We start from the raw sequence: 13,844 nt of genomic DNA on the forward strand, positions 1-13,844 counted from the left end.
GCGCCGACCGTAGTCAGCGGGCGGTCAGCCGATGCGATCGCGCCAGGTGTGGCGCGGTGCGAATCCGACGAGCTGCTTCGCCTTGTCGTTGGCGTAGAACGTCTCGTACGTCCCCATCTCGCGTCGGCGCGCAACGCCGGCGTAGAACCGGTCGGCGATCTCGTCGCTCGGGAGCGCGACCGACGTGTCGTCGTTCGCGACGTTGAAGACCTGGTAGCCGAGTCCGTCGGTGCGCAGACAGCGGTCGACCATGTGGCCGAGGTCGCGAGCATCGATGTACGCGAAGATGTTCCTGCGCCGGAGCGCCGGGTCCGCGACGTAGGCGGGGAAATCGGTCTCGTACTCGTGGGGTTCGATGACGTTGTTGATCCGCAGTCCGTAGACGTCGATGCCCGATCGGGCCTGGAACGAGCGGGCGGTGGCCTCGTTGACGACCTTGGACATCGCGTAGCTGTCATGGGGCACGGTGGGGTGGTCCTCGTCGACGGGGACGTAGTCGGGGCGAACCTCGCCGTCGGCGAAACAGACGCCGTACGTCGTCTCGGAACTCGCGAAGATCACCTTCGGGATGCCGAGCTTCACGGCGGCCTCGAGCACGTTGTAGGTGCTGAGTGCGTTGACCCGGAACGTCTCGTTGTCCGGGCGCACGAGGATCGCCGGGATGGCCGCGAAGTGCACGACGGCGTCGTAGCGCGGCACTCCGGTTCCGGACTCGAGTTCGTCGAATCCGGCGTACGCCGAGAGTGCGTTGAAGACCTGTCCGGAGTCGGTGAGGTCGAGACGGAGGTCGGCGACGTCGGGATGACCGAGCGGCACGAGGTCGCCGTTGACCACTCGATGGCCCTGCTCGACGAGGTGCGGGATCGCGTGACGCCCCGCCTTGCCACTGCCACCGGTGAAGAAGACGCGCATGGGTCGATCGTAGGGTCGCCCGGCGGCGGCGGCAGGTTCGTGTCGCGAGCCGACGGCTAACATCGCGTGCGTGACCGAGCTCAAGAACGACTTTCCCGCCGGCGTCCTCACCGGAGAGGCGGTGAACGAGGTCTTCGCACTCGCCAAGGACCAGAAGTTCGCTCTTCCGGCTGCGAACTGCATCGGCACCAACTCGATGAACGCCGTGATGGAGACGGCGGGCAAGTTGAACAGCCCCGTCATCGTGCAGTTCTCCACGTCGGGCTCGGCGTTCGTCGGCGGCAAGAACGTGCCGGTCGACGGCTCCAAGGCGTCGATCCTCGGGTCCGTGGCCGGCGCCCGGCACGTCCAGACCATGGCCGAGGCGTACGACGCCCGCGTGATCCTCCACACCGACCACTGCCCGAAGAAGAACCTGCCGTGGATCTCGGGCCTGCTCGACGTCGGCGAGGAACACTTCGCCCAGACCGGAGCGCCGCTGTTCAGTTCCCACATGCTCGACCTGTCCGAGGAGCCGATGGAGGAGAACATCGACATCTGCGTCGACTACCTGAAGCGCATGGAACCGATGGGCATGACGCTCGAGATCGAACTCGGCATCACCGGCGGTGAGGAGGACGGGGTCGACAACTCCGACGCCAACCCGGAGGACCTGTACTCGAAGCCCGAGGAGGTGGCGTACGCCTACGAGCGACTGCTCGAGGTCAGCCCGAACTTCACCATCGCAGCGGCGTTCGGCAACGTGCACGGCGTGTACAAGCCCGGCAACGTCAAGCTCACCCCGACGATCCTGCGTGACGCCCAGGCACACATCGCCGAGAAGTACGGCACCGAGTCGGACAAGCCGGTGAACTTCGTGTTCCACGGTGGTTCGGGCTCGACCGCAGCCGAGATCGAGGAGGCGCTGAGCTACGGCGTCATCAAGATGAACATCGACACCGACCTGCAGTGGGCGTTCTGGGACGGAGTGCGCGCCTACGAGGCCGACCGGCACGACTACCTGCAGGGCCAGCTCGGCAACCCCGACGGAGCCGATGCCCCCAACAAGAAGCACTACGACCCGCGGGTGTGGCTGCGCAAGGGTGAGGAAAGCTTCGTCGCCCGCCTCGAACAGGCCTTCGCCGAACTGAACAACGTCGGAACCCTCGCCTGACGACCGATTCGATCGTTTCCCCGTGACCCCGGGAGAGGCCGCCATCGCCGCGGCCGCCGGTCTCGCTGCCGGACTGATCAACGCAGTCGCAGGCGGCGGGACACTCGTGTCGTTCCCGGCCCTCGTGGCGCTGGGCGTCCCTGCCGTCGCCGCCAACGTCACGAACACCGTGGCACTCGTCCCCGGCTACCTCGGCGGTGCCGCTGCTCAGCGCAGGGATCTCGTCACCTATGCGACGCGTCTGAGGGCGTTGACCATCGCAGCGGCCATCGGTGGGTTGATCGGGTCGATCCTGCTCGTGAACACGTCGGACGACGTGTTCCGCGTGCTCGTCCCGTTCCTGATCCTCGCCGCCTGCGCTCTGCTGGGTTTCCAGGACCGGATCAAACGGTGGTACTCGAGTCGGCGACCGTCCGCGCAGGACGCGGAGCGGCGACCCGTCCTGCTCGTCGCTGCCGTGTTCGTGGGGGCGATCTACGGGGGCTACTTCGGAGCGGGACTCGGGATCATGCTGCTCGCGATCCTCGGTCTGGCGCTCGACGACCCGCTGCCGCGCATCAACTCCCTGAAGACGGCGCTGTCGCTCGTGATCAACGTGCTCGCCGCCTGTTTCTTCGTGTTCAGCGGCAAGGTCGACTGGCCGTTCGCCGCCATCATCGCCGTCAGCAGCCTCGCCGGCGGGGTCATCGGTGGGCGACTGGCCGGACGTCTGGACCCGCGCATCCTGCGCACCGTCGTGATCACCTTCGGCGTGATCGTCGCCGTCCGCTTCTTCGTGACCTGACCCGACGCCGACCTGCGGCGGCGGCCGCAGGGTCCGACCCGGTCCGACCGCTCAGGCGGTGATCTTCCTCAGGAACGCTTCGACCTCGGCGCGGTGACGGGTGCGCTTCATCGGGGGGAGCGCCTTCACGATGTCCCACCGGTAGTTCGCCGTGCCGAGTCGCGGGTCCATCACGGCCACCACGCCGGTGTCGGTCGACGAGCGGATCAGGCGTCCGGCTGCCTGGGCGAGCATCATCGATGCACGTGGGATGTCGATCTCGCTGAACGCCGTCCGTCCGAGATCCTCACGCCGCGCCGACAGCAGCGGATCGTCGGGACGCGGGAACGGGATCCGGTCGATCACCACGAGCGAGAGCGTCTTGCCCGGCACGTCGACCCCTTGGAACAGGCCGGCCGTGGCGAACAGACACGTGGCGTCGTCGTCGGCGAACGCCTTGACGAGCGCCGTCTTGGGGAGGTCGCGCTGCGTGAGGATGGGGTTGTCGAGGCGCCCTCGCATCGCCTCGGCGGCTTCGTCCATCGCCCGGTAGCTCGTGAAGAGTGCCAGCGTGCGCCCGCCTGCAGCGCGGATCAGGGCGTCGAGTTCGTCGTTCGCCTTCGCCCGGAAATCCGGCGAGTTCGGATTCGGCAGGTGGATCGCGCAGTACAGCATCGAGTTCGACTCGTAGTCGAACGGGCTCCCCACGTCGTGGACGTCGACCCGCTCGGTGGCGATCCCGAGCCGGTTCGCCAGTGACGACGGGATGGTCGCACTGGTGAGGATCGCCGTGCGTTGCTTCCAGACCGCTGCGTCCATCGTCGGACCCACGTCGAGCGGGGCGACCTCCAACCGTGGTGAGTCGCGGGAACCCGAGACGAAGGTGACGTAGCCCTCACGACCCTCGATCGCGATGTCGAGTTGCTGGATCGAGCGACCGGTCATCGTCTGCGCCCTCAGCTTGCGCTGCTTCGCGTCCTCGTTGGTCGTGTCGATCGCGAGGAGTTCCTCGTTGGCCGACGCGAGCGTCATCCGAGCATGCGCCAGCGGTTCCTGGATCGAGTCGGGGAGTGGACTGCTCAACCGTTCGCCGACGTGTTCGGACAAGGCGTCACGCAGGGTCTCTGCGAGGCTCGCGACGTCGCCGGTGGTGGCGGGATCGTCGAGGATCTTGCGGATCGTGGCGGACAGGGCGATGAATCGGCCCGGTGAGATCTCGGCTCCCACCGTGTCGCTCATGATGTCCTCCAGCACGTGAGCCTCGTCGAAGATCACGACCTCGTGGTCCGGCAGGATCGCGTTCTCCGACGCCACGTGCAGGCCGTACAGGTGGGTGTTGACCACCACCACGTCGGCCTCCTTCGCCGCACGACGCGCTCCCTCGGCGAAACAACCCGCACCCTGCGGGCACTGCTCGGCGCCTGGGCACTCGTCGGAGCCGACGCTGACCGCACGCCACGCGTTGTCGGTCGGCGTCCAGTCGAGTTCGGCCACGTCGCCGGTCGGCGTGGTGGCGGACCAGTCGGCCAGCTTCTTGATCTCGGCCTTGGTGTTGACCGCCATGGTGTCGAGTTCGAGCGCGCCCTGGTCGGGGTTCGCCATCTCGCTCAGCCGCTGGAGGCACACGTAGTTGCTGCGCCCCTTGAGGACGGCCCAGTCGAAGTCGATGCCGAGGTGCTCACCGAGGAACGGCAGGTCCTTGGTGGCGAGTTGGTCCTGGAGCGCCTTCGTGGCGGTCGCCACCACGACCGTCGACCCCGAGGCGAGAGCGGGGACGAGGTACGCGAGCGTCTTGCCCGTGCCGGTGCCGGCCTGCACGACGAGGTGCCGCTCGTTCGCGATGGCCGCCTCGACCAACGACGCCATCTCGTGCTGCCCCGCGCGCACCTCGCTCCTGGCGAGCGCCGCGGTGACGGTGTCGAGCGCTGCGATCGTGTCGATGGCGGGCCGGTCGGACGAATCGCCGCTCATGTGGGGGCGTTCATCGGGCGACGACCAGGTCGAGCGCCGCGTCGAGTTCGGCGGCGTCGAAGTCGGGCCACGGCGCGTCGGTGAAGTAGATCGCCGCGCCGGCGGCCTGCCAGAGCAGGAAGTTCGACACGCGACGCTCGCCGCTGGTGCGCACGAGGACGTCGACCGGCGGCAGGTCGGGGAGGTAGAGGTGCTCCGAGATGGACTCGGTGGTGATGCCGGCGGGCGAGGAGCGTGCCTGCTCGACGGCGCTGACGAGTTCGGATCGGCCTCCGTAGTCGAATGCGACCGTGAGCATCATCCCGGTGTTGTCGGCGGTGTCGGCGATCGCCTTGCGGATCGCGCGCTGCACGTAGCGCGGGGTCCGTGCCTCGCGTGAGTCGAACGGCCGCCCGATCCACCGGATCCTGACGTTCAGTTCGTTCAACTCGGCGACCCGTCCGAACAGCTTCTCGTGCAAGCCGAGGATGTGGCGAACCTCGGGACGGGGTCGACGCCAGTTCTCGGTCGAGAAGCCGAAGACGGTGAGGTGGCCGATGTCGCGCTGGACGGCCACGCGGACGAGTCGGGCCAGGTTCTCCTCGCCCTCGGTGTGGCCGTCGGTGCGAGGCAGGCCGCGTGACCCGGCCCATCGTCCGTTGCCGTCCATGATGCAGGCCACGTGGAGACCGCGTCCGCGGCTCGACCCACCGGGTCTCGGGTCGTCTGCTTCGATCGGCACGCCGTCGACGCTACTGGTTCGTGAATCACCCGACGGGGCACGGATTCGCCGGTGGAGCGTGGAATGATGGTGACGTGCCGATCACCCCCTCCACGGACGCGCCCACCGCGACCGATCCGGACGCGGCCCCGGTGATCGACCCGACACAGCAGTTCCTGCGCCACGTGATGATCGTCGGCGGCACCCTCGGTGACTGGGACGACCTCGGCGTTCAGCGGTGGGATCAGCGGGTCACCGAACTCGGCGTCGTGGCCGCGAACGCCGGCGCCTCGTTCCTCACGTTGCGGGCCTTCGAGGACGGCGTCCGACCGAGCGACAGCACCCGCTGGGAACGCAAGGTCGACACGTGCCACGTGATCATCGACCCCTGCGGCGACGGACGGGCGCGGTTCGCACAGGCGATGGCCGAGCTGCCGGCCGACGAGCCGATCAACGAGGCCACGGTGTCGGAGATGCTGTACGCGCCGGCCGACTACGAGCCGGACCTGATCGTCGTGCTCGGCGAGCCGACCCGACTTCCGCCGTCGCTCGTCTGGGAACTGGCGTACGGCGAACTGGTCTTCCGGCCGATGGCGTGGCACGAACTGTCGACCGAGCACCTCGTCGAGGCGATCGCCGACTTCGCCCGCCGCGAGCGTCGCTTCGGCGGACTCGACGACTCCGACGAGTCCGTCGGCTGACGCGTGGGCTGCTGTCGAACGGCGTCGCCACGATGAGCGGCCTGTACCACGACGTCGGCGTCGTGCTACGCACCTACAAGCTGGGCGAATCCGACAAGATCGTCGTCATCCACACGCTCGAGAACGGCAAGGTGCGTGCGGTCGCGAAGGGCGTCCGCAAGACGCGATCCAAGTTCGGTGCGCGGTTGGAGCCGATGAGCCACGTCAAGCTGCTGTTGTACCGCGGCCGTGAACTCGACATCGTGAGCCAGGCCGAAGCGGTCGAGTCCCTGTCGCCGATGCTGTCCTCGCTCGACCGCGCGTCGCAGGGCCTCGCGGCCGTCGAGGCCGTCGACCAGCTCTCGCTCGAACGCGAACCGAACGCAGCGCTCTACCGCAGCGCAGTCGGCGTGCTGCGCACGATCGCCGCGACGCCGTCGCCGCTCAACGTGCCCGCCTTCTACTGGAAGTTGCTGGCTCGGGAGGGTTTCCGGCCCGAGCTGCACTCGTGCGTGCGCTGCGAGGAATCGGAGCCGGCGGTGCAACTCGTCGCATTCGACCTGTCCGAGGGCGGTGTCCTGTGCCGGTCGTGTCGTTCGGGGCAGGCGATCAGCACACCTGCGCTGGGTCTGCTGCGCGACATCCTCGGTGGACGTCTGCAGCACGCGCTCGACCAGGAGGAGTCGTCGGTGACTCACGAGGTGTCCGCCCTGGCCACCAAGGCGCTGGAGTACCAGATCGAACGTCGGTTGAAAGCCGTGGCGATGTTCGAGGTCCACTGACCGGCTCACGTGTGGTCCGGCAGGCCGCCCGGCGTGTGGTCGGTAGCTTGCGGGGGTGACGACGAGCAGCGACCCCGGCGACGACGTGCGACGCCGCCTGCTCGACGCGATGGCCGTCCTGCACGACGTGACCGAGGCTCCCGAACTGCTCGACGAACTCGACGCACAGGACAGGGCGGCGTTCCTCAACGCCGCGGGTGACGTGTTCTGCCCGGACCCCGAGATCCGACGCCGCCGGACCAAACTGCTCCAGAAGCGACGCCGCAGCGAACGCATCAGACGCGACGACGAGACGCTCGAGCAGACCGGCATCCGCACGCTGCGCAGCAAGCCGGTGTTCGCGACACCCGACGTGTTCGCACCGACCGGGTTCGACCAGACGACCGTCGACGACGATCCCGACGCTGCCCCGTTCCGGGAGAGCACCGAGGAGCAGCACTGCTACGTCTGCAAGTCGCTGTATCGCGAGATCCACCACTTCTACGACCAGCTCTGCCCGTCGTGTGCGTCGACGAACTACGCCAAGCGCAGCGAACTCGCCGACATGACCGGCATGGTCGTACTGCTGACGGGTGGCCGCGTGAAGATCGGCTACCAGGCGGGCATCAAGCTGCTGCGCTGCGGCGCGGAGCTGATCGTCGCCACGCGCTTCCCGCGCGACGCAGCGCGCCGCTACGCGGCCGAGCCCGACTTCGCCGACTGGGGGGATCGCCTCGAGGTGTTCGGCCTCGACCTGCGGCACACGCCGAGCGTCGAGGCGTTCTGCTCACACCTCGCGCTCAGCCGGAGCCGACTCGACGGGATCGTCAACAACGCCTGCCAGACGGTGCGGCGGCCGCCGGGGTTCTACGAACACATGATGGAGAACGAGACCGCGTCGCTCGCGTCGCTCCCCGACGAGGTGCTGCAACTGGTCGGTTCGTACGAGACACTGCGCAACCGTCGCGTCGAACTGGACGCACCGGGACGCGCCCGTTCCGTCGCCACCACCGACTCGGCGGGCGATCCCGCCCGCGACCTGGTCGGCTTCACACACGCCGCGGAACTGTCCCAGGCCGTCCTGCTCTCCGACGACGCGATGTCGGGCGACACGCTCTTCCCGACGGGGCAACTCGATCAGGACCTCCAGCAGATCGATCGGCGTGGACGGAACTCGTGGCGACTGCAACTGCACGAGGTGTCGTCCGTCGAGTTGATCGAGACACAGTTGGTCAACGCGATCGCGCCGTTCGTGATCAACGCCCGACTCAAGCCGCTCATGCAGGCCACCCCGGGGACCCACAAGCACATCGTGAACGTCTCGGCGGTCGAAGGGCAGTTCTACCGCCGACGCAAGACCACCCGTCACCCGCACACGAACATGGCGAAGGCAGCGCTGAACATGATGACGCGCACGTCGGCCACCGACTACCACGACGCGGGGATCAACATGAACAGTGTCGACACGGGGTGGGTCAACGACGAGGACCCAGCGGACATCGCAGCGTCGAAACGTACCGAGCACCGGTTCCATCCGCCGCTCGACATCGTCGACGGTGCGGCTCGCATCGTCGACCCGATCATCGACGGTCTGAACACCGGCACCCACGTGTGGGGGCAGTTCCTCAAGGACTACGCACCGACCGACTGGTAGTTCCGTTCGCGACTTCTCGGCCCGATCGGGAACCGGTTGTGCGTTCGTGGCGTCCAACGTGGCATGAGACACAGCAACGTGAACAGAACGCTGGCGGCTGTCGTGGCCGTCGGCACCATCCTCGCGGCGTGCGGCAACGACGACGACTCGGGGGCCGACGAGTCGTCCACGGAGATCGAATCCGGTCGTGACGGTGCGGCGCAGGACGCAGAGGGGGACCTCGTCGAGACCGCCGACACGCAGCCGCCGACCGGCGTCTTCGAGGACGACACGGACGCAGCCGACACGGACGCTTCCGACGAACCGGCGACGACCGACGCCATGGCGGAGGCGACCGAGGATGCGGGGGGCGACACAGCGCCGGAGTCCGAAGGCGGCCTCGACTCCGGCGAAGCAGCCGATCCCGCCGACGATGCGGAGGCACCGCTCGACGACTCCGAGGTCGACCCCGACGACACCGGCGACCGATCCGGCGACGAAGCCGGCGACGACTCGGAGGGAGGACTCTTCGAGGAGGACGGGCCCGCACCCGAACCGAGCACCGACGCCGAGGACCGTCTCGACGACAACCGCTTCGAGGACTACGGCTACCGCGACTTCGTCGAGGCTGCCACCGACCCGTTGTCGACCTTCGCACTCGACGTCGACACGGGTTCCTACTCGGTGGGTCGCCGATTCCTCGCCGAGGGCTCCCTGCCCCCACGGGAGTCGGTGCGCCCGGAGGAGTACGTCAACGCGTTCGACTACGACTACGACGCACCACGCGACGGTCTCGAGATCGGTGTCGACGGCGGTCCGTCTCCCTTCGACGAGGACAACGTCCTGGTCCGCATCGGAGTCCAGGGCGAGGTGGTCGACGCCGACGACCGTGGCGACGCGACACTCACGTTCGTGATCGACACGTCGGGCTCGATGGACCGCGACGATCGGCTGGGCCTCGTCAAACAGTCGCTCACGATCCTCGTCGACGAACTGGAGGATGACGACCGTGTCGCGATCGTCACCTACAGCGACAGCTCCGGCATCGTGCTGGAGCCGACCCGGGTCAGCGACCGCGACACGATCCTCGACGCGATCGACGGGCTCGAGTCGGGGGGCTCCACCAACCTCGAGTCGGGCCTGCGCGAGGGGTACGAACTGGCACGTAACGCCTTCAACGAGGGCGGCATCAACCGGGTGATCATCGCATCGGACGGCGTGGCCAACGCCGGCATCACCGATGTCGATGCCCTGGGCCGGTTCATCCGGGACGACGCCGACAACGGCATCGACCTCGTCACGGTCGGCTTCGGTCTCGGAAACTTCAACGACGTCCTGATGGAACAGCTCGCGGACAACGGCGACGGCTTCTACGCCTACGTCGACACACTCGACGAAGCCGAGCGACTGTTCGAGGACGAGCTGACGTCGACGCTCCTCACCGTTGCGAAGGACGCGAAGATCCAGGTCGAGTTCGACGACCGGTTCGTCGATTCGTATCGACTGATCGGCTTCGAGAACCGTGGCGTGAGGGACAGCGACTTCGACAACGACGCCGTCGACGCCGGCGAACTGGGAGCGGGCCACCAGGTCACGGCGATGTACGAGATCCGCCTGGTCGACGGCGTGTCGCTCGGCGACCGCGCCGAACTCGGCATCGTGGCGCTCCGTTGGGAGGACCCCGACTCCGGTGAGGTGACCGAGATCGACGAGGACATCGATCTGCGTGACATCGAGGAGCGGTGGACCGACACGCCCGACGACTTCCAACTCGCCACCGTGGTCGCCACCTTCGCCGAGAAGATGCGCGACAACCCCTACGCCGACGACGTCGACATGGACGACCTCGCCGTCGAGGCCGGGCGCATCGCCGACGAGATGGACAGCGACGACGTCGACGAGCTGGCCCAGTTGGTCCGGGATGCCGCCGACCTGACCTGACCGGCCCCGGTGAGTCCTCCTCGCTCCCAGGGCGACGCAGACTCACCGATGATGTGTCCGCCCGCGTTGCGGTGAGTCTTCCTCGCTCCCGGGGCGACGCAGACTCACCGCAACGTACCGGGCGGGTGGGGGCGGCGGGCCGTAGCCTTGCGGGCTGTATGGCTGCCACCGACCTGGAACAGATCGTCTCGCTCTGCAAGCGCAGAGGCTTCGTGTACCAATCCGCCGAGATCTACGGCGGGTTCCGCTCGACGTACGACTACGGGCCCCTGGGTTCGCTGCTCCTGCGCAACGTCAAGGAAGCATGGATCCGTTCGATGGTGCAGCAGCGCGACGACGTCGTGCTGATCGACGCGGCGATCCTCAGCCCACCCCAGGTGTGGCAGGCATCGGGGCACCTCGCGAACTTCTCCGACCCGTTGGTCGACTGCACCAACTGCAAGAACCGGTTCCGACTGGACAAACTCGACGACCCCGACATCTGCCCGGAGTGTGGGGCCGAGAAGAGCTTCACCGAGGCACGCGAGTTCAACTTGATGTTCAAGACCCAGGCCGGCCCGGTGGAGGGCTCGGGCGCCGACGCCTACCTTCGTCCGGAGACGGCGCAGGGGATGTTCACCAACTTCGCCCAGGTGCTCCAGACGAGCCGCAAGAAGCCGCCGTTCGGCATCGCCCAGGTCGGCAAGTCGTTCCGCAACGAGATCACCCCGCAGAACTGGATCTTCCGGACCCGCGAGTTCGAACAGATGGAGATGGAGTTCTTCGTCCCGCCCGAGGAGTCCGAGCAGTGGTACGAGTACTGGTGCAACGAACGCCTGAACTGGTATGTCGAGCACGGCATCCCCGCCGACATGGTGAAGCTGCGACCACACGACGACGACGAACTGTCGCACTATTCGACGGGCACGTCCGACGTCGAGTTCGAGTTCCCCTGGGGCTTCGACGAACTCGAGGGAATCGCAAAGCGCACCGACTTCGACCTCAAGGCGCACGCCGCCGTGTCGGGCCAGAAGCTCGACTACTTCGACCCGCAGACCAACGAGCGCTACGTGCCGTACGTGATCGAGCCGGCCGCCGGAGCCACTCGCACGATGGCGGCGTTCCTCCTCGCGGCATACGACGAGGAAGAGGTCAACGGGGAGACCCGCACTGTCCTGCGTCTGCACCCCCGGCTCGCCCCCTACAAGGTCGCCGTGCTGCCGTTGAGCAAGAAGGACACGCTGACGCCGTTGGCCCACGAGATCCGCGCGCTGCTTAGCGAGCGGTACATGGTCGACTACGACGAGACCCAGAACATCGGCAAGCGCTACCGGCGCCAGGACGAGATCGGCACGCCGCTCGCGGTCACCGTCGACTTCGACTCCCTCGACGATCACGCAGTCACCGTGCGCGATCGCGACACGATGGAGCAGGTGAGGGTTCCGATCGACCAACTCCTCGCCACGGTGACCGACCGACTCGGCTTCTGACGCGCACGCGGAGTCCGACCCCGTCTCACCGACGACGGTGTCCGGCAGCGTGCGGCTGGGTACGGATCCGGCATGGCGACGTCGCAGATCGAACCGGAACGCTGTCGTGCACTGAACGAGGCCACTCCGAACGCCGACGGGCGCTACGTCCTGTACTGGATGCAGGCCTCGATGCGCGCCGAGCACAACCCGGCGCTGGAGCGGGCGATCCAGATCGCCAACGACCACCGAGCGCCGCTCGTTGTCGCATGCACCGTCGTGACCGACTACCCGGAGGCCAGCCCGAGGCACTTCGCATTCATGCTCGCCGGCATGGGTCAGGCGCTGCAGGCGATCGAACGTCGAGGAGCCGGCGTGGTCGTCCGGTCGGGTGACGACCCGGCGCGCAGCATCGTCGACCTCGCAGCGGAGGCGATCGAGGTGGTGCTCGACCGTGGGTACCTGCGGCACCAACGGAGGTGGCGGTCGGCGGTCGCGGACGCGGCGCCGTGTGCGGTCACGTACGTCGAAGGCGACGTGGTGGTGCCGATCGACGAGGCCTCGGACAAGCAGGAGACCGCCGCTCGGACCCTTCGGCCCAAGATCGAGAAGAGACGGGACGACTACATCGTCGAGTTGGCCACGACCGCGCTCGACGACACGAGCGGCGTGCGTCTCGACACCGACGTGGAACTCGGTGAGTTCGACGACATCGGTGCGCTGCTCGTCACCCTCGGGCTGGATGCCGACGACGCGCCGCAACCGGTCGACTGGATCACGCCGGGCACGGCGGCGGCAAAGGCGTTGTTCGCCGAGTTCGTCGAGCGGATCGACGACTACCCCGACGACCGGAACCGCTACACGCTGGACCGGACGTCGATGATGTCGCCGTACCTCCACTTCGGCCAGATCTCGCCCGTGTGGCTCGCCCACCGGATCAGGGAGGCCGGTGGTGACGGTGCAGGTGAGTACCTGGAGGAGTTGATCGTGCGTCGCGAGCTGGCGTGCAACTACGTCGAGCACTGCGCCGACCACGACTCGTTCGCCGGCCTACCGGGCTGGGCTCGAACGAGCCTGGAAGCGCACGAGGACGACGAACGCGAGAGCGTGTACACCGCAGCGGAACTCGAGAACGGACGCACCGGCGACGAGGTGTGGAACGCGATCATGGAGGAGATCCGTGAGCGCGGCTGGGTCCACAACCAGTTGCGGATGTACTGGGGCAAACAGATCGTCCGGTGGACGAACACACCCCGACATGCGTACCGGACGCTGCTCGACCTGAACAACCGGTGGTTCCTCGACGGGCGCGACCCGTCCTCCTACGCCAACGTCGCCTGGTGCTTCGGCCTCCACGACCAGGGGTTCCAGGAGCGCGACGTGTCGGGAAAGCTGCGGCCCTTCACGACCGCCGCACTGAAGCGCAAGGACGACCTGTCTGGTTGGATCCACGACCGGGAGCCGACGGACGACCGCGGGGCATCCGGACGGCCGGCTTCGGCAGGCGAATGCGGGGCCGGCGCGGTCGGTGGGTAGCGTGCGGGCATGAGCAAGGTCGCCGTCATCGCCAAGATCACCGCACTCGAAGGCAAACGTGCAGAACTCATCGAGGCCATGGGCCCGATGATGGATCACGTCGAGGCCAACGAGCCCGACACCCTCACCTACATCCTCACCGAGGACACGGGTGACGAGAACGTGATCTGGATGTACGAGGAGTACGCCAGCCACGAGGCCCTCGCCGCCCACGGTACGAGCGAGGCCATGAAGGAGATGGGAATGGCGCTGCGCCCACTCGCCGGTGGCCGTCCCGAAGTCACCGTCCTCAACCCCGTGCGCGGCAAGGGCCTCTGAGACCCGCCGTGAATGGCCTCCGCCTCGG

General features: G+C 67.5%; 12 protein-coding genes. 9 read left to right on the top strand and 3 right to left on the bottom strand.

Annotation, left to right across the window (positions count from 1 at the left end; translation table 11 throughout):
* Positions 1-24: 24 nt before the first annotated feature.
* Complete coding sequence (locus ABJK40_RS18855) at positions 25-912, bottom strand: NAD(P)-dependent oxidoreductase (protein WP_348480224.1); 888 nt, start codon at positions 910-912, stop codon at positions 25-27.
* A 70-nt stretch (positions 913-982) separates the two neighbouring features.
* Between ABJK40_RS18855 and fbaA the strand changes: the two genes are divergently transcribed.
* Complete coding sequence (gene fbaA / locus ABJK40_RS18860; RefSeq protein WP_348480225.1) at positions 983-2,065, top strand: class II fructose-bisphosphate aldolase; 1,083 nt, start codon at positions 983-985, stop codon at positions 2,063-2,065.
* Between the two features lie 22 nt (positions 2,066-2,087).
* Positions 2,088-2,849: a sulfite exporter TauE/SafE family protein gene (locus tag ABJK40_RS18865; protein ID WP_348480226.1), complete on the top strand. Its 762-nt coding sequence runs from the start codon at positions 2,088-2,090 to the stop codon at positions 2,847-2,849.
* A 51-nt stretch (positions 2,850-2,900) separates the two neighbouring features.
* Here the strand turns inward: ABJK40_RS18865 and ABJK40_RS18870 are convergent, their stop codons facing one another.
* Together ABJK40_RS18870 and uppS are read right to left on the bottom strand one after the other, a co-directional pair.
* Positions 2,901-4,799, bottom strand: coding sequence for an ATP-dependent DNA helicase (locus ABJK40_RS18870; protein WP_348480227.1), 1,899 nt, complete (start codon positions 4,797-4,799; stop codon positions 2,901-2,903).
* A gap of 10 nt (positions 4,800-4,809) precedes the next feature.
* Positions 4,810-5,520, bottom strand: a complete 711-nt coding sequence (gene uppS / locus ABJK40_RS18875; protein ID WP_348480228.1) for a polyprenyl diphosphate synthase — start codon at positions 5,518-5,520, stop codon at positions 4,810-4,812.
* Positions 5,521-5,594: 74 nt separating this feature from the next.
* On the opposite strand from uppS, the gene ABJK40_RS18880 reads away from it, so the two are divergent.
* The 7 genes from ABJK40_RS18880 (at position 5,595) to ABJK40_RS18910 (ending at position 13,816) form a co-directional block, all read left to right on the top strand.
* Complete coding sequence (locus tag ABJK40_RS18880; RefSeq protein ID WP_348480229.1) at positions 5,595-6,200, top strand: undecaprenyl diphosphate synthase family protein; 606 nt, start codon at positions 5,595-5,597, stop codon at positions 6,198-6,200.
* Between the two features lie 32 nt (positions 6,201-6,232).
* On the top strand, positions 6,233-6,961 hold the full coding sequence (gene recO, locus ABJK40_RS18885) for a DNA repair protein RecO (RefSeq protein WP_348480230.1): 729 nt from the start codon (positions 6,233-6,235) through the stop codon (positions 6,959-6,961).
* Positions 6,962-7,070: 109 nt separating this feature from the next.
* The gene (locus ABJK40_RS18890) at positions 7,071-8,594 is read left to right on the top strand and encodes an SDR family oxidoreductase (RefSeq protein WP_348480234.1); all 1,524 of its coding nucleotides are present in this window, start codon (positions 7,071-7,073) and stop codon (positions 8,592-8,594) included.
* 78 nt (positions 8,595-8,672) lie between these two features.
* Positions 8,673-10,514: a von Willebrand factor type A domain-containing protein gene (locus ABJK40_RS18895; RefSeq protein WP_348510374.1), complete on the top strand. Its 1,842-nt coding sequence runs from the start codon at positions 8,673-8,675 to the stop codon at positions 10,512-10,514.
* A 158-nt stretch (positions 10,515-10,672) separates the two neighbouring features.
* On the top strand, positions 10,673-11,983 hold the full coding sequence (locus tag ABJK40_RS18900; protein WP_348480991.1) for a glycine--tRNA ligase: 1,311 nt from the start codon (positions 10,673-10,675) through the stop codon (positions 11,981-11,983).
* A 72-nt stretch (positions 11,984-12,055) separates the two neighbouring features.
* Positions 12,056-13,498, top strand: a complete 1,443-nt coding sequence (locus ABJK40_RS18905) for a deoxyribodipyrimidine photo-lyase (RefSeq protein ID WP_348480990.1) — start codon at positions 12,056-12,058, stop codon at positions 13,496-13,498.
* A gap of 9 nt (positions 13,499-13,507) precedes the next feature.
* Positions 13,508-13,816, top strand: a complete 309-nt coding sequence (locus ABJK40_RS18910) for a putative quinol monooxygenase (protein ID WP_348480989.1) — start codon at positions 13,508-13,510, stop codon at positions 13,814-13,816.
* Positions 13,817-13,844: the final 28 nt, after the last annotated feature.

Origin of the sequence: Ilumatobacter sp., from assembly GCF_039969435.1 — a bacterium.
In the GTDB taxonomy this organism is placed as follows: domain Bacteria; phylum Actinomycetota; class Acidimicrobiia; order Acidimicrobiales; family Ilumatobacteraceae; genus Ilumatobacter_A.